We start from the raw sequence: 16,937 nt of genomic DNA, 5'->3' as shown, positions 1-16,937 counted from the left end.
CGTGCACAAAAAATTCATTATGTACATCACTACAAGTATCATATCACGACTGCGATCAAATCGAAACTATACGCCGCGCCTCACTAGGCGTGGCTATCTCGCGTCCCAATTCTGTTGCAAGCCGTACAACGCGCTCCACAAGTTCTGCATTGGATTGCGCTAGACGCCCCTTACTATAGTATATGTTATCTTCTAATCCTACCCTTACGTGTCCTCCAAGGAGCATCGCCGCCACTGCTATAGGTAATTGTGATCGGCCCACTCCCGCTGCCGTCCAAGTACTTCCTTTAGGAAGGGAAGAAACCATGTGCATTAAGTGGCTGATTTCTCCTGGAATAGCCCCTGGCACACCAAGAACAAGGTCAACATGCAGCGGTTCCTTTAAAAGTCCCATCTTCACAAGACTCATGGCATTTGCAATCATACCAACGTCAAAAACTTCAATCTCTGGTCGGACTCCAAACTCTTTCATTCGAGTTGCAAAGTCAACCATCATATCCATTGAATTGAGAAAAACTCCATCGCCAAAATTGACTGTTCCAGTAGACAGCGTGGCCATTTCAGGTCTAAGTGAGATCACATCACCGCGCTCTGATGCAGTCATTCCCACTGCTCCACCGGTAGAAACCTGCACGATCACGTCGCTCTTTTCTTGAATCCGTTCTATGATCTCTCGATATACTTCTTTATCTTGAGTCGCAGACCCATCAGCACGCCTTCCATGCACATGAATAATCGATGCACCTGCTTTAGCTGCCTCCAGTGCTGCAGCAGCAATTTCCTCAGGTGTAATCGGTACATATGGCGTCTGGTCGCGAGTCACTTCGGCACCATTGACAGCCGCTGTAATGACTAGTTTCTCCACTATACTTACCCCCGTCTACGCTGCTTATCCTTTGGAACTACGCATGTCCCTGAAGCGTAAGTTACGAGTAAAGGCGGATCCAACACTTCTGCTGCCGAAGGAGATAGCGGATCAATCTCGGCTTGGATCACCTTAAACGCGTAGAACTCCATTTTGCGCGAACTGTTGCCAGCGCTTACAATTCGCCCATACGCTTCTACATAGTCACCACCATAAACGGGAGCCTTAAACTCCACCTGATCATAAGCAACAAAAAGACCCTCATCCCCATCATGACGAATGAGCAACTCAGTTGCTACATCACCAAATAACTGGAGCATCTTCGCTCCATCCACAAGGTTACCAGCATAGTGTGCATCTGCAGAAGACATTCGCATGCGAATGATAGCATACCCTTCGCGATTCAGTGCTTGACTAATTGAACTGTACTTCTGTTGATTGTAATCCTCCGTCATTTCCCGGCACCCCGATCAATTGCGCGATAAACGCCCTCAACTCATCAATATCAAACGGTTTTGCAAAATGTCCGATGGCATTAAGAGCAGCCGCTTCTTTCACTAAATCTAATTCTCCATAGGCAGTCATCATCACTACCCTAAGATCCGGATGGAATTTGCGTATATTAGTTAAAATCTCTATGCCATCCATACCTGGAATCTTCATATCAAGCAATACTAGATCCGGTTGTTCTTCACTGATAATCAAAAGTGCCTCTGGGCCATTCTCCGTACAAATCACGTCATATCCATCTCTACCTAGTACTTCTTGCAAGAGTAGCCGAATGCCGAACTGATCATCTACGACTATAATTTTCATTCACTTGTCGCTCCTTTTGTCGCACACCAATCTACTGTAGTTGATCATGCAAATCCGAAAGTTTTTTGACAAGCTTCTAGAAGTCAATGATGATCTAATTCGACACTCGTTTCTAGGTTCCTGCTTTATTTCTTACTTAATTTACTATAAGTGAGTGAAGCTGCGATAAAATCACGAAATAATGGCTGCGGACGATTCGGACGCGAGGTAAACTCAGGATGAAACTGCACCGCTACAAACCAGGGATGGTTTGCTAGTTCAACAATTTCCACGAGTTTCCCATCAGGAGAAGTGCCACTAATTAATAAACCAGCTTCTTCAACCTGTCCGCGATATTCATTATTAAACTCATAGCGATGACGATGACGCTCACCAACCTCCTGCATGTGATACGCTTGCTCTGCCTTCGAACCTTTGCGAATAGTGCAAGGATACAATCCCAGTCGCATCGTTCCACCCAGATGTTCAAGATCTTTTTGATCAGGCAAGATGTCGATCACCGGATGTGTCGTCAGCTCATTGATCTCCGAACTGTGCGCATCTTCATAGCCAAGTACATTTCGTGCAAATTCTACGACTGCCATCTGCATACCAAGGCATATGCCAAAGAAGGGGATATCATGTTCGCGCGCATATTGAATCGCCGAGATTTTCCCTTCGATTCCACGATCGCCAAATCCACCAGGCACTAAAATTCCATCCACTTTAGAGAGTAGCTCATCTGCATTTTCCTGTGTTAATTCTTCTGAAGATATCCACTCAATTTCAACATTTGTTCCGTTTTCAATACCACTGTGAAATAGTGCTTCCGCAACACTTAAGTAAGCATCGCGAAGTGCTACATACTTACCCACAAGCGCAATGTGTACCGTTTGATGAATCCCCTTAATGCGCTGAACTAACGCTTTCCACTCCGTCATGTCAGCTGCCCCACACTCTAATCCAAGGTAGCGCACCACATAATCATCCAAGCCCTGCTCTTGCAACTTGAGCGGAACATCATACAGTGTTTCTGCATCGGCGGCTTCCACCACTGCCTCTTGCTCTGTGTCGCAAAATAGCGCAATTTTTCGTTTCACTTCATCACTAAGAGGTACCTCTGTCCGACACACAATGACTTGCGGTGAAATTCCAATACTGCGCAACTCAGCTACACTATGTTGCGTGGGTTTTGTTTTTACTTCTCCTGCCAACCGCAAATAGGGAATCAACGTCACATGAATGTACATAACGTGTTCGCGGCCAATTTCTCTACGCATTTCTCGAATGGCCTCAAGGAATGGCAAACTTTCAATATCGCCAACAGTTCCACCAATCTCGGTAATGACTACATCTGTGTCTTCAGTCGCTGCGCGCATCAATCGCTCTTTAATTTCATTGGTGATATGCGGAATAACCTGAACTGTTCCACCCAGATAATCACCGCGGCGTTCTTTATTTAGAACCGAAAAATATACGCGACCCGATGTCACATTATTGTCTTGAGTTAAATTGATATCAATAAATCGCTCATAATGACCTAAATCTAAATCAGTCTCTGCCCCATCTTCCGTTACATATACTTCACCATGCTGATACGGACTCATCGTTCCAGGATCAACATTGATATATGGATCAAATTTTTGAATGGTTACGCGCAACCCACGATTCTTTAACAGGCGTCCTAGCGAGGCAGCTGTTATGCCTTTACCCAGACCGGAAACAACGCCTCCGGTCACGAAGATATACTTTGTCACACCATTTGCCCCCTGCTCATACAATCATAAAATAAACGTCCTGGCGAGGCCAGAACGCACTACATGCGATTCATCCAATTTGAAGCTGATCATTAATTGGCTACTTTATAATACTTCGGTGTCATCGTCATCGTCTGACAAATCTTCTTCACCGTCAAGAAATTCAAGTTCATCATCTGCCAACTCTTCATCGTCTTCAAGTACATCGTCATCTGGCAGTACAAACGGTGCTTCTTCTTCCAGTTCCAATTCTTCTAGTTCGATATCCTCCACGTCGAGATCATCATCGTCATCATCAATACCGGCCACTTCCTTGCGAACAAAACGGCGACTTGATGTACGCTCTGCACTCTTCTCCACTGGATACCAACTCTTTAAGCCCCAAACATTCTCACCAATACATAAAAAACGCCCGTCTATATTTACATCTGTGTACAAATGAGCAATAACAGCATCGTTCTCCGCTTGCGTCATATTTAATAAATTCGCTACTTTAGCCATCAAATCACGATAGTAAAGTGGTTCTCTCGTTTCTGAAAGCAACTCATAGGCAATCTCAATGAGAGGCATTTCTCGCACTTGCTCTGCCGTGCGATCAGCTAATTTTACTTGAATCGTCACGTAGCACACTCCTAATCATCATCATCTCTTGGTCATTAAATCATACTTGCCTTATACCCGCAACGTACTTTTAAAAATATCCATAAGTATTTGAGAAACAGCAGCCTCTGGAGACCTATCTCCAATCTCAACTTGTTCCTGCATACGTGCATATTTATCATCTTCATGCAATTTGTGTTCCATCTCTCTCCACAATCCTTGTTGCAAAAGCTCATGCATTGCTTGAACGCGAGCCCTTCCTCTGCGTTTCACTAAACGGTGCTCTTGCAAGAGATGTGCAAAATGCTCTTCACAAGCATCCCACCATTGTTTTACACCGTCATTTTTTACGGCCGAAGACAGAAGAACGGGTGGATCCCATCCATCCTCTCGCTCTGTAACGTGGAGCATTTCCTGCACATCTTTTGCCACGTTCGCTGATCCTGGAAGATCGGCTTTATTGACAAGAAATACATCTCCAATTTCCATAAGCCCAGCCTTTGCAGCCTGTACTTCATCCCCACCCGAAGGTGTCAGTACAACTGTGACCGTATCTGCCACATAGACAATATCTAACTCCGCTTGGCCAACACCTACTGTCTCCAGTAAGATCACATCAAACGGTGCGTGATACAGTACTTGAAGCGCATGACGCACAGAGCGAGAAAGCCCACCGCCACTGCCCCTAGTTCCCATACTGCGAATAAAGATCAAAGGATCTAATGCATGACGGTTCATCCGCACACGATCACCAAGCACTGCACCACCAGTAAATGGACTACTCGGATCTACCGCAATCACCGCGATCCGTTTCCCACAGCTACGCAAATAGGTCAACAACTGATCTGTGAGAGAGCTCTTTCCTGCTCCTGGGGCTCCAGTAATGCCCATAATGTGGGGGCCGATCCCTGCGTGAGCACGTTGATTCAACATGGAGAGAAGTTCCTGTGCAGGCTCTCCTCCCTCTTCCATATATGAAATCGCGCGCGCGATTGCGCGCGTATTACCTCGTGCGATTTCCTTGACGAACTGTTCCACTGTCGCCAAACGCCCCGTTCCTCATTGCAAGAGTGGACTAATCTTTTAACACATGGCCCGCAATGACTATACGTTGAACTTCGTTGGTACCTTCATATATTTGCGTGATTTTAGCATCCCGCATAAAACGTTCAACCGGATAGTCGCGAGTAAATCCATAACCGCCATGAATTTGAACAGCCTCAGTCGTCACATTCATGGCTGCATCTGAAGCAAATACTTTAGCCATAGCGGATGCCTTACCGTAAGAAAGCTTATGATCTTCTAGCCATGCCGCTTGATATGTCAACAATCGAGCGGCCTCAATTTGTGTTGCCATATCCGCTAACTTAAATTGAATAGCTTGAAAATCTGTGATCGGACGGTTAAATTGTGTTCTGCCTTTTGCATAAGATAGCGATGCATCAAGTGCTCCACCCGCGATACCAAGTGCTTGAGCTGCAATCCCATTGCGCCCACCATCTAGCGTCATCATCGCAATCTTAAAGCCTTGGCCTTCCTCACCTAGGACATTAGCCACTGGGACGTGGCATTGATCAAAGATTAATTCAAGCGTCGGGGATGAACGAATACCCATCTTCTTTTCTTTCTTGCCAAATGTAAAGCCTGGCATTCCTTTTTCTACAATAAATGCAGTGACACCCTTTGCTTTTTTACTCGCATCCGTTGTAGCAAAGACGACATAGGTATCTGCCTCACCACCATTTGTTGTAAACATCTTCGTGCCATTTAGGATAAAATGATCGCCATCGCGAACAGCCGTTGTCCTAAGACTGGCTGCATCTGTTCCAGCGCTTGGCTCTGTTAATCCATACGCACCTAATTTTTGACCCAGAGCAAGTGGCTTTAAATATTTCTGCTTTTGTTCCTCTGATCCAAACTTATAGATCGGCCATGAGGCTAACGACACGTGGGCTGACAGCGTAACGCCAGTCGAAGCACACACTCGTGACAATTCTTCAATAGCAATCACGTAACTAAGAAAATCTAATCCGGCGCCACCGTATTCTTCGGGCCAGGGAATTCCCGTCAACCCAATCTTGCCCATTTTATCAAAGATGGTTCGATCAAATACCTCATCTTCATCTCGTTGTGCTGCACTTGGTGCCACTTCACGCGCAGCAAAATCACGAACGAGTTTGCGCAATGCTTCTTGTTCTTCTGTTAAGGTAAAATTCATAACCGCAATCGCCCCTATATATATTCTTTATTGGCTAAACTTTTCGCTATGACAATTCGTTGAATTTGGTTTGTTCCTTCATAGATCTGTGTCACTTTTGCATCGCGCATCAAACGCTCTACAGGAAAATCTTTTGTGTAGCCATACCCACCAAACAACTGTACCGCTTCTGTCGTTACATACATAGCCGCATCTGTGGAAAAAAGTTTCGCCATCGATGCCTCCATCGTACAGGCTATGCCTTGTGCACGCAACGTTGCAGCCCGATAAGTCAACAACCTTGCAACCTCAATTTTCATCGCTAAATCAGCAAGTGTCATTTGTATCGATTGAAAATCAGCAAGCGGCCTGCCAAATTGGCGGCGTTGTTCAACATATCCTTTTGCCGCATCAAATGCTGCGCGCGAAATGCCAAGCGCTTGTGCCGCTATTCCGATTCTCCCGCCATCTAGCTGAGACATGGCAATCTTAAACCCATCACCCTCATCACCAAGGCGATTGGCAATCGGCACGAGCGCTTCATCAAAGATCAGCTCAGCAGTAGATGAACCATTTAAGCCCATCTTTCGTTCCTTTTTTCCGACTCGAAAACCTGGTGTATCTTTTTGTACAATAAAGGCAGACATGCCGTGTGCGCCCACGCCCGATTCAGTCACAGCAAACACGGTGTAAACGTCTGCTTCGCCACCATTTGTAATAAATACCTTGTTACCAGTTAAACGATAATGATCTCCATCCCGTACCGCGCGCGTTTGAATACTTTGCGCATCAGATCCGGCATTAGGCTCGGTCAGCGCAAATGCTCCAAGCCATTCTCCCGATGCAAGCTTTGGCACATAATACTGACGCTGTTCCTCTGTTCCAAAATGAAAGATGGGCAATGTGCCAACAGACGTATGCACAGCGAGAATGACGCCAAGCGCTGCACTTGCGTAACTAATCTCCTCAATGGCAAGCATATAGGATACATAGTCTGCTCCAACTCCCCCAATATCTTCAGGGATTGGCAAGCCAAGCAGACCCAATTCTCCCATCTGACGAACAATACTACGAGGAAAAGCATCTGTTTCATCGATATACTGTGCTCGTGGCGCAATGACCCGCGTAGCAAAGTCGCGGACAAGTTTGCGCATGGCCTGCTGTTCTGAGCTCAGTCTCAATTCCACGCCCATTCCCCCTCACTTACTTACACATACTCGCATTACCTGTTCTTCTACCTAACGTTACTTGAGTTACGCATATACATAAAATCCCCGCCCTGACTTCTTACCAAGCCAACCTGCAGTTACGTATTTGCGCAGCAACGGACAAGGGCGATACTTAGAATCGCCAAATCCATCATACAATACTTCCATAATATACAAACACGTATCAAGTCCAATAAAGTCGGCCAGTTGTAACGGGCCCATGGGATGATTCATCCCAAGTTTCATAATTTCATCGATGGCTTCTGGTTCGGCCACGCCTTCGTATAAACAATACACTGCTTCATTGATCATTGGCATCAATATTCGATTAGAGATAAAGCCCGGAAAATCTTGCACTGCAACTGGTTTTTTACCAAGTTGCTCAGCAAACTTCATCACACCATTAAATGTTTCATCCGAAGTTTGAAGTGCGCGAATGACTTCAACTAACTTCATCATCGGGACTGGATTCATAAAATGCATGCCGATTACTTGTTCCGGCCTGTTTGTAACTGCCGCAAGCTCAGTTACAGGCAAAGAAGATGTATTGGTCGCGAGTACCGTTTCTTTAGGTGCAATTTGATCGAGTTTCATAAAAATTTCTTTTTTAATCGCCAGCTGTTCCGTTGCAGCTTCAATCACGATCTGTGCTGACTTTGCCTGATTGATATCCGTAGTGGTTGTCACTCTTCCCATAATCACTGCCGTTTCTTCTTCAGACAACTGCCCTTTCTTCACAAAGCGCTGTAAACTAGCTTCTATGGTGCGTTTGCCACGCTCCGTATACTCTTCTTTAATATCTTGCATCACGACCTCACAACCTGCTTGTGCTGCCACTTGAACGATACCACTACCCATTTGTCCGGCCCCAATGACCATCACGCGTTGGTAATTCCCCATTGCACACACCTCTTCACTTTATACTTCAACCAAAATGGCATCGCCTTGAGCCGCGCCGCTACATATAGCTGCTATTCCAAGGCCACCGCCACGACGCCGCAATTCATAGATTAACGTCATCAATATACGCGCTCCACTTGCTCCAATCGGATGCCCAAAAGCAACTGCACCACCATTTACATTGACCTTCTCAGGATCCCATTTCACAATTTCTTGGCTAGTTAGCGTCACCGCAGCAAACGCTTCATTGACTTCAAATAACCGAATATCAGAAAGCGCTACACCAGTTTTCTTTAGTAATTTTACAACGGCAAGCCCAGGAGTTGTCGCGATATACGGCGCATCTGCACCCACTTCGGCATGACCTAAAATGGTCGCTAGCACTTCACGCTGCTCCGCCTTTGCGCGTTGCTCGCTCATGACCACAAGTGCTCCCGCTCCGTCGTTTACACCAGGTGCGTTACCTGCCGTAACACTTCCAGTCGGATCAAAAACGGGCGGTAAGGCTGCCAACTTAGCAAGATCCGTATCACGTCTTGGCGCTTCATCCGTGTCGACGAGCACCTCGCCTTTTTTGCCTACAACACGCACAGGAACAATCTCTTCGCGCAACGTCCCACGATCGATGGCACGCACTGCACGCTGCTGCGATCGTAAAGCAAACTCATCTTGTGCTTCACGAGTGATTCCATATTCTTTGGCCACAAGAGAACCATGCACAGCCATATGAACATTGTGAAAAGCGCACATGAGACCATCGTGTTGCATCACATCAATCACAGGTGCATCACCCATACGCAGCCCAAAACGCGCACCTGGTAACACATAGGGTGCATTAGACATACTCTCCATACCACCTGCCACAGCCACTTCAATATCGCCAGAGCGAATAAACTGATCAGCCATCGTGACTGCGCGAAGCCCAGATGCACACACTTTATTGATCGTCTCAGTTGGCGTATCCCATGGCAACCCCGCTATCCGCGCAGCCTGCCGTGATGGAATTTGCCCAGCACCTGCCTGAAGCACCATGCCCATAATGACTTCATCTACCTGCTCAGGTGCAACTCCTGCTCGTGCAAGCGCCTCACGAATCACAATGCCGCCCAAATCAACCGCTTTCATCGATGAAAGCGCCCCTCCAAATCGACCAAATGGCGTCCTAGCCGCAGAAACAATAACACTTCGCATGAGCCTATCCCTCCGCTCTCCTGAGTGACTGAGCGTTCAGTCTTGTCACTATTAGACTACCATATTTACTGCAACGCGGATAGAGCCGTTTCACAGGTCTAGTATTTCTACATCACGATGCGCTCAGGATGCGTATATACTTTAAAGCGATCTCCACGAGCAAATCCGATCGCTGTAATTCCCAATTCCTCTGCCATTTGTAACGCCATATCTGTTGGTGCTGACTTAGACAACAAAACGCCTACTTTCATTTTCGCTACTTTCAGTAGTACTTCAGACGAAATGCGCCCACTAAATACCATGACTTTATCCTGTGCGGATACATGTTGTTGCAGCATATATCCAAAAAGTTTATCTAACGCATTATGCCTGCCGATGTCGGCACGCGATGCAACAATTTGTGATGAATCACACAAAGCAGCATTGTGTACTCCGCCAGTTTCTAAGAAAAGATCAGATTGCGATTGCATTTTTGAAACTAACTCAGTCACTTCGAACGGCGTCAGCAAAGGACCTATCGTTGTCACTGGTGCCGTTTGAGCATCATTATAAAAATAGTAGGACTGCCTACCTTTTCCACAACATGAAGTGATGTATCGCTTGGCAAAATGATCCGGATTAATCTCCACTTTGCGTTGCATTCGCACAAAAGCAACGCCACCTTCTTCATCCACTTCTAGGGAACGCATATCCTCTATTTTTTCTAAAAGTCCTTCTGAGGCAATAAATCCTACGACAAGTTCCGAAAAGTCGGCGGGAGTACATACTAGCGTTGCAAATTCCTGTCCGTCAACAAAGACAGTCAGTGCATATTCAGTTACCACTTCAGTGGTTCCCGCTATAAACGTATGTGCGTCAAACTCAACCACACTCCGAATTCTCGTTAGCGGCTGATCCATCCCGTCTTCCTCCCCTGTAGAGCACACCCTCATATCAAGGCGTCAACTTTCTCTGTCTCATTATACCTAAAGATAAATGCAAACGACAGTGAGCAAGGTAGGCTCCATGCCATTCCTTGCTCACTGTCACATAGTTGTGTGTTTTATATTGCTTGTAACAATAATTCTGCGACATCGTATGTATCGATGTCATCTTCTACACCTTTAGCTTTGGTTCCATCGATCATCATAGTCATACAGTATGGACAAGCTGTAGCAATCGTTGTTGCACCTGTCTCTAAAGCCTGTTCTGTGCGAAACACATTGATTCTTTGTTCTCCAGTCTCTTCCTTAAACATCGAGCCGCCCCCCGCACCACAACACATACTTTTATTGCGGCTACGCTCCATTTCAACGAGTTCGATCCCAGGAATCTTACTTAGGATATACCGCGGAGCAGAATACACTCCGTTATATCTGCCCAAATAACAAGAGTCATGATAAGTAATTTTTCTCTCTACAGGCTTTCTTGGCGTCAATTTTCCCTGATCTATCAATTGAGCTAATAGTTCCGTATGATGAATCACTTCAGCCTCAAATCCAAAATCCGCATACTCCTTACGGAATGCGTTATACGCATGTGGATCTGTTGTAATTATTTTTTTCACACCATAATTTTTGAAGATCTCCACATTGCGCTCGACCAATTCTTGATATAAAAATTCGTTGCCCAAACGACGTGCAGAATCTCCATCACTTTCCTCTTCTTTTCCAAGAATAGCAAAATTGACTCCAGCTTGCTTTAACAACTGACCGAATGCACGCGCAATCTTTTGATTCCTGGCATCAAAGGACGCTGCTGTTCCAACATAGTAAAGGTACTCCACGGGCTCATCAACTTCAGACATCAATGGAATATCTAGATCTTGTGCCCACTCAGCACGCGCCGTACGTGGACGTCCCCATTCATTTGAATGACGCTCAAGGTTTGTAAATGTTCGATTGACTTCTCCCGGTGCGCTACCTTGTGTCAATACGAGGTTACGCCGCATATCTACAATTAAACTCACATGCTCGTTATACACAGGACACGCCTCTTCACAAGCGCGGCACGTCGTGCACGCCCATATTTCATCTTCCGTATACACGTCGCCAATGAGTTGTGGCATGCTTTCAAAAACAGTCGTTAAAGAGAGATTTTCAGCGCCAGCAGCCATTTTTCTCTGTGCTATCAGGGCTGGAGCAGTATCTATCAAGTGATCTTTCATTTTTAAAATCAAATACTTAGGAGATAAGTCTTTTCCGGTCAATGTTGCAGGACAGCTCACATGGCACCGACCACACTCTGTACAAGCATACCCATCAAGAAGTTGTTTCCACGTAAACTGAGTAATATTACCTACACCAAACTCCTCAACAGACTCATCACTTAAATCAAGCGAGCGAATTTTCCCCACAGGTTCAAGACTCCGATAATACGAATTAAACATTGCACCAATCATGTGTAAGTGCTTGGACCTTGGAATGAAGACTAGAAAGCCAAAAATAGCGAGTGTATGCACCCAGAATGAGATTTGTACGATAATCCCAGCAGTTGCTGGATTGATACCTACAAAAAACGAGGCGAGAAAGTTAGACATAGGTGCGGCAGACCCTGGCATAACTCCCTGTTCCAATGCACTAAATGCCCCCACAGAATATATCGTGACGACGATTGCAAAAATGAGAAATAAAATAAATCCTGCTTCAAATGTCGGTTCAGTCCTCATAGGACGCCAGATATAACGTCGAATAGCTGCCACGATGATCGCCACCAAGACAAATGCAGCTAACATCTCTTGTGTAAAGGTGAACCATGGGGCAGTAAATCCAGGTATATGCGTTCCTGTCAATCCATAAGTAAAGAAATCAAGTTCCCCTATACCAAGTAAAATAAATCCCCAAAAAATAAAGAAGTGACCAATGCCAGACGGTTCTGCTAACACCTTTCCTTGCGCGAGCACATTGCGCGCAAAACTGCGCCACCGATCTCCTTTATGATCACTACGATTGGCCGCTTGCCCCAAGGTGAGAAATTCATAGCGTTGATATAACCCACCAAAAAAACCGTATAGTGCGGCTACAGCAAGAATCGTGAAAGCAATAATATTGAGCGTATACACCAGTAAATCACTCCTCCCCCAATAGCCACTTTGCGGACACTAGTGCATCACGCGGTCATTCGCTCGGCGCTTTACCCGGTCGCCGAAGCAATGAGTGGTCAATCATTCATTTGTCTTGAGAAGCCAATGCTTCAAGGATTTCCATCGGTTTAAACCCTTCGATGATTCGTTCACCAATGCGAAAGGCAGGGATCGATGTCACTTCAAGTCTTGTTAACTCCTCTACTGCACCCTTTGTACCATAGATATCTCGAATTTCAAAGGGAATTTTTAAACGTCCGAGCCAAGCCTTGGCTACCTGGCACTTTTGTCAGGTAGCTTGTGAATATAGAATCACTTGCATATTAGGGCCTCATCTCATGATCATTCTATCAATCGCAATGTTACAATTGGCGTTTGACGATCTGATGAACAATAAACGACGCAACTTCTGGCGCGAGCGTCCCCGAACCAAATCCCGCATCATAACCTAATTCTAACGCAAGCTCATGACCGATGCGAGGCCCCCCACAAATTAATACCATCCGCTCACGCAACCCTTCCGCCTCTAGTAAATCCACAAGCTCACCGAGATTAGGAATATGAACATCTTTTTGCGTGACTACCTGCGATACTAGGATGGCATCAGCACGAAGTTCGATCGCTTTGCGCACCATTTCTTCATTTTGTACTTGGCTTCCTAAATTATATGCATCGATCTCTGGATAACGCTCAAGTCCATATTCTCCTGCGTATCCTTTCATATTCATAATGGCATCGATGCCAACTGTATGTGCATCCGTACCTGTACAGGCACCAATCACAACAATTTTCCTTCCAATCTGTTCACGAATATAGTGATTAATTTCATAAAAATCCATGATCGGACTTTCGACCTTTGGCACTTTGATCGTTGTATAATCGACTTCATATGGTGCTTTGCCATAGACGACAAAAAACGTCATATCCTCACCCAGATTTTCACTGTGCACAACTTGTGGTTCAAGAACCCCCATCTTCCCTACAAATTGGCGCGCAGCCTCTTTCGCTTCTTCACCAAACGGTACTGGAAGAGAAAAACTAAATTGCACCATCCCATCATCAAAGGTATCCCCATACGGGCGCACATGTTGTAGATCCCTCAAGAAAGTTCCCTCCCTGCAGCATTTTGCTTGCGCGACTGCATCAGTTCTTCTAATGGTTGCAATCCAAGTTGATCGCGCAACGCAGTTTCAAGAGGATTACTATATTGCGCTGACCGGACGAGCACACCCTTTAAGCCCTTGCCACCTGTCAATGTGCGTTTCACATCAGCAAATAACCCTTCCGAGATGGCATTAAATAATCCCTTTTGCGCAATATCACGCAATAATTCAACTGCTTCCAAAAGCACCTTAGACGCTCTCTCGACCATGATTCCATCGCGTTTGAATTCAATCTCATCTTGCAAATGCCGCGCGTTATTGAAAATATATTTAGCTGATTCAATAGCAATTTGTCGATCGTGAATGAGCGGCGTATGGATGGCTTCTGTCATCATACCAAGTAGCTGAATACCTTGCCCTGTCGCCACTCCAATCAAGTTAAACAGAGCATCTTGGACATGTCCACGAAAGATATTCCCTGTCATATGTTTCGTTGGTGGCATATATTTAAGCGGTGCGTCAGGGAAAATTTCCCGTGCCATGAGAGCCTGTGCCCACTCCATCAAAAAACCATCTTCAATGGTCGGATTCATTTCAAATGCATGCCCAAGTCCTAATTGATCTGACCTCAAACCAGAGCGAAAGGCCAATTGTTCATTGATCAGTTGCGATGCGAGAACTGTATGTGCCGCCTCTACCGCATCTGCTGTGGTTAAATAGTTATCTTCTCCAGTGTTAATAATGACTCCTGCATAGGCATTGATCATGCGACTAAAATTCTGATCAATTAACGTTCGTTGCATATTGATATCGCGAAATAATATTCCATATAATGCATCATTTAACATCACATCGAGTCGTTCAAGTGCTCCCATAGCAGCAATTTCCGGCATACATAGTCCTGAACAATAATTACATAGTCGAATATACCGACCGATCTCTTCACCCACTTCATCGAGTGCACCGCGCATAATCTTAAAATTTTCCTGAGTAGCATACGTACCACCAAAACCTTCTGTCGTAGCACCATAGGGTACATAATCGATCAGGCTTTGACCTGTACTACGAATTACTGCAATAATATCTGCACCCTGGCGCGCCGCCGCACGAGCTTGTATTACATCTTCATAAATATTTCCTGTAGCGACAATAACGTAGATATAGGGTTGTGGCCCTTCTCCAAGTGTCTGCACATACTGGTCACGTCGCTCTCGATTGGCGCGAATCATTGCGAGAGTTTCATCTGCCATCCGCTCTCCAAGTGCAGTTATCTCCTGCTCATCGGCAACTGGAAGGTCCAGCAAATCAACCGTTCCTTGTGCAACAGCTTCTCCTAGCTCCTGAATGGAAAGTCCAGTTTGGATGATCCCATTTAACACATAATGTGCAATTCCATCTTGCAGATGTCCTCGCTCGTGAATATGGTCAACAACAACATTTGGAAGTGGCACATATTCTGCATCGACCCCATCCAAGCCAAGTAAACGCAAAACGGTTCGCTCGGTTGCAACCGTTGTCTTGTCTGCTATAAATAGTGCAACATCGTCTGCAATGGCTGCTGCAATGTTTCGTGCCTCATCTATTAAATCCTGGTTAAGATATAATTTACTTGCCACTTTGCTCACTCCTTATGACAAACTTTTTTAGGTTACACTTGTACCTTGGCTTTTGCGATGCGCCTTGCATGTTGTATCATCTCATCCGAGAGCCCAAGCCATGCCGCAATTGCAAGTCCTTCTTGTGGCACTTCGCCGCTTGCCTGTGGCACGATCCTATAGTCCATAGCCGCTTGTAATGCCCGTAAACGCTCTGCTATATCGATATCCTTAGTGCTGTCTTGCAAAGCATCCTGCCTAAATCCTGCCATTCGATAATAGATCGTATCCTCATTGGGTGTTAAAAGAAAATGCGTGGCGACTACCGCCATCCGTTGATCGTCGCGCTGTATTTCGCTGCATATGGCTTCCAGTAATGCAGAACCCTCTATTGGATTTGTACTGCGACCTATTTCATCAAAACATAGCATCGACTGTGGCAGTGTAAGAGCTTCCTGGATAGCAACAATCTCTGCCCCAAATGATGACAGACCTGATTGCACGGACTGTCCATCGCCGCCTACGTAGCGAATGTGTTGTACCAAGGGTGCTGTGAACGCTTTTGCAGGTACAGGATAACCATATTGGTGGCAAGCAATCACTAGTAATAATGTCTTTAAAGCGACTGATTTGCCGCCCATATTAGGACCGGTGATCATGGTTACAGAAGTATGCAGCGCAATGTCAATAGGTGTAAATTCACCATGTGCAGGCGGATAACCTCCAGTGAGCGTCACTCCTAGATGAGCTAACTCAGACCACACATAGCCACGATCATGTGCTAACACGACTCGCGCCAATAACTCATCTAGATGCGCTACTTGTTCATTCATGTCCTGGATATGCACATTTATGGGCGCCAACTGTTGCATGATCAAAGCTAACGACTCTTGCTCAAGTTTCGCTACACGTTCGCGCATCACGACCTCAGATGCAGATAGTTGCGCATGTTCCATTGGCCACACTGGTTCAAATATGATTTCAAAGGCTGTTTGCATACGCATCTGTAACCGACTATCTTTTTTTGCCTGCTCGATCGGTTCCATGTGATCAAGCGGTAAAATGAGCGTCTGATCGCGCCTCACTGCCACGCGGTAGTCTCGACTTACCTGCTTTGTCAACTCACGCTCTAGTTCTGCTCGTCTTTGCTTGATTTGGTTATGCATGATATACGCTTCTTGCAGTTGTGGTGACCCGCTCTCCGCAAGTGAAAAGTCAGGAGAAGATGAGGAAGAATCTTTGGCAAAACAATTCAAAACTAACCTAGCCTTCGATTGCCACCAGGGGAATACAAGATTTGATCTTTCTATTTGATCTTCTATGGTCTTTGCAAAGTAGGCAAAGCGCTTAAGACTAGCCAAATGTTCGACAAGTAGTTGCTCATGTTTTTCAAGTAATTGTAAAACATCATAAAGATCGGGTAGCAAAGAAAGCGTAGAAACGAGATGTTCTCGAAAAGATTTTCCATTTTCATCCATGCACCCTAGAGTTTCTGACAATTGTTCTACGTCTGCACGATCTGCTCGCCACTCTGCTTCTTGCCCACTGATAAAAGGTAACCGGGCTCGAAATGCACGTTGCCCACAAGGTGTAAGTGGTCTTACTACCTTCTGCATCCGCGCAAAATCAATCTGATCAATCGTAAAACCATTTAAAAATGTCATA

Annotated in this window: 15 protein-coding genes; all 15 read right to left on the bottom strand. The window is 45.6% G+C overall.

Annotated features, from left to right (window positions below; translation table 11 throughout):
* Positions 1–55: 55 nt before the first annotated feature.
* Positions 56–865 carry a 3-keto-5-aminohexanoate cleavage enzyme gene (kce, locus tag MM817_RS08025; protein WP_241713518.1) on the bottom strand — a complete coding sequence of 270 codons (810 nt, stop codon included), beginning with the start codon at positions 863–865 and terminating at the stop codon, positions 56–58.
* A 5-nt stretch (positions 866–870) separates the two neighbouring features.
* A complete protein-coding gene (gene kal, locus MM817_RS08020) occupies positions 871–1,320 on the bottom strand; it encodes a 3-aminobutyryl-CoA ammonia lyase (protein ID WP_241713516.1) in 450 nt (149 codons plus the stop codon).
* Positions 1,280–1,681, bottom strand: coding sequence for a response regulator (locus MM817_RS08015; protein ID WP_241713514.1), 402 nt, complete (start codon positions 1,679–1,681; stop codon positions 1,280–1,282). The genes kal and MM817_RS08015 overlap by 41 nt, the downstream gene beginning before the upstream one ends.
* A 125-nt stretch (positions 1,682–1,806) precedes the next feature.
* Positions 1,807–3,417, bottom strand: a complete 1,611-nt coding sequence (locus tag MM817_RS08010; protein WP_241713512.1) for a CTP synthase — start codon at positions 3,415–3,417, stop codon at positions 1,807–1,809.
* A 105-nt stretch (positions 3,418–3,522) separates the two neighbouring features.
* On the bottom strand, positions 3,523–4,038 hold the full coding sequence (gene rpoE / locus MM817_RS08005) for a DNA-directed RNA polymerase subunit delta (RefSeq protein ID WP_241713510.1): 516 nt from the start codon (positions 4,036–4,038) through the stop codon (positions 3,523–3,525).
* A 51-nt stretch (positions 4,039–4,089) separates the two neighbouring features.
* The gene (meaB, locus tag MM817_RS08000) at positions 4,090–5,055 is read right to left on the bottom strand and encodes a methylmalonyl Co-A mutase-associated GTPase MeaB (protein ID WP_241713870.1); all 966 of its coding nucleotides are present in this window, start codon (positions 5,053–5,055) and stop codon (positions 4,090–4,092) included.
* Positions 5,056–5,092: 37 nt separating this feature from the next.
* Positions 5,093–6,235, bottom strand: coding sequence for an acyl-CoA dehydrogenase (locus MM817_RS07995; protein WP_241713500.1), 1,143 nt, complete (start codon positions 6,233–6,235; stop codon positions 5,093–5,095).
* 14 nt (positions 6,236–6,249) lie between these two features.
* A complete protein-coding gene (locus MM817_RS07990; protein WP_419723377.1) occupies positions 6,250–7,407 on the bottom strand; it encodes an acyl-CoA dehydrogenase in 1,158 nt (385 codons plus the stop codon).
* Positions 7,408–7,467: 60 nt separating this feature from the next.
* Positions 7,468–8,322, bottom strand: a complete 855-nt coding sequence (locus tag MM817_RS07985; protein ID WP_241713496.1) for a 3-hydroxybutyryl-CoA dehydrogenase — start codon at positions 8,320–8,322, stop codon at positions 7,468–7,470.
* An 18-nt stretch (positions 8,323–8,340) separates the two neighbouring features.
* Positions 8,341–9,513, bottom strand: coding sequence for an acetyl-CoA C-acetyltransferase (locus MM817_RS07980; protein WP_241713494.1), 1,173 nt, complete (start codon positions 9,511–9,513; stop codon positions 8,341–8,343).
* Positions 9,514–9,620: 107 nt separating this feature from the next.
* A complete protein-coding gene (gene fdhD / locus MM817_RS07975; RefSeq protein WP_241713484.1) occupies positions 9,621–10,412 on the bottom strand; it encodes a formate dehydrogenase accessory sulfurtransferase FdhD in 792 nt (263 codons plus the stop codon).
* A 143-nt stretch (positions 10,413–10,555) separates the two neighbouring features.
* Entirely contained in the window at positions 10,556–12,553 is a 1,998-nt protein-coding gene (locus MM817_RS07970; RefSeq protein ID WP_241713482.1) for a (Fe-S)-binding protein, read from the bottom strand.
* 383 nt (positions 12,554–12,936) lie between these two features.
* Entirely contained in the window at positions 12,937–13,677 is a 741-nt protein-coding gene (kamE, locus tag MM817_RS07965; RefSeq protein ID WP_241713480.1) for a lysine 5,6-aminomutase subunit beta, read from the bottom strand.
* Positions 13,674–15,293, bottom strand: coding sequence for a lysine 5,6-aminomutase subunit alpha (gene kamD, locus MM817_RS07960; protein ID WP_241713479.1), 1,620 nt, complete (start codon positions 15,291–15,293; stop codon positions 13,674–13,676). Before kamD ends, kamE begins: the two co-directional genes overlap by 4 nt.
* Before the next feature lie 32 nt (positions 15,294–15,325).
* A complete protein-coding gene (kamC, locus tag MM817_RS07955) occupies positions 15,326–16,936 on the bottom strand; it encodes a lysine 5,6-aminomutase reactivase ATPase KamC (RefSeq protein WP_241713477.1) in 1,611 nt (536 codons plus the stop codon).
* Position 16,937: the final 1 nt, after the last annotated feature.

The organism is Sulfoacidibacillus ferrooxidans, from assembly GCF_022606465.1.
Lineage (GTDB): Bacteria > Bacillota > Bacilli > Alicyclobacillales > SLC66 > Sulfoacidibacillus > Sulfoacidibacillus ferrooxidans.
The sequence above is the reverse complement of the archived record's forward strand: the minus strand, read 5'-3'. Positions and strand labels throughout refer to the sequence as shown.

Coding starts and splice junctions, on each gene's coding strand:
- MM817_RS07995 (WP_241713500.1), bottom strand. CDS start 6,235: ATGAATTTTACCTTAACAGAAGAACAAGAAGCATTGCGCAAACTCGTT.
- MM817_RS07990 (WP_419723377.1), bottom strand. CDS start 7,407: ATGGGCGTGGAATTGAGACTGAGCTCAGAACAGCAGGCCATGCGCAAA.
- kal (WP_241713516.1), bottom strand. CDS start 1,320: ATGACGGAGGATTACAATCAACAGAAGTACAGTTCAATTAGTCAAGCA.
- MM817_RS07980 (WP_241713494.1), bottom strand. CDS start 9,513: ATGCGAAGTGTTATTGTTTCTGCGGCTAGGACGCCATTTGGTCGATTT.
- MM817_RS07985 (WP_241713496.1), bottom strand. CDS start 8,322: ATGGGGAATTACCAACGCGTGATGGTCATTGGGGCCGGACAAATGGGT.
- fdhD (WP_241713484.1), bottom strand. CDS start 10,412: ATGGATCAGCCGCTAACGAGAATTCGGAGTGTGGTTGAGTTTGACGCA.
- MM817_RS08015 (WP_241713514.1), bottom strand. CDS start 1,681: ATGAAAATTATAGTCGTAGATGATCAGTTCGGCATTCGGCTACTCTTG.
- kamC (WP_241713477.1), bottom strand. CDS start 16,936: ATGACATTTTTAAATGGTTTTACGATTGATCAGATTGATTTTGCGCGG.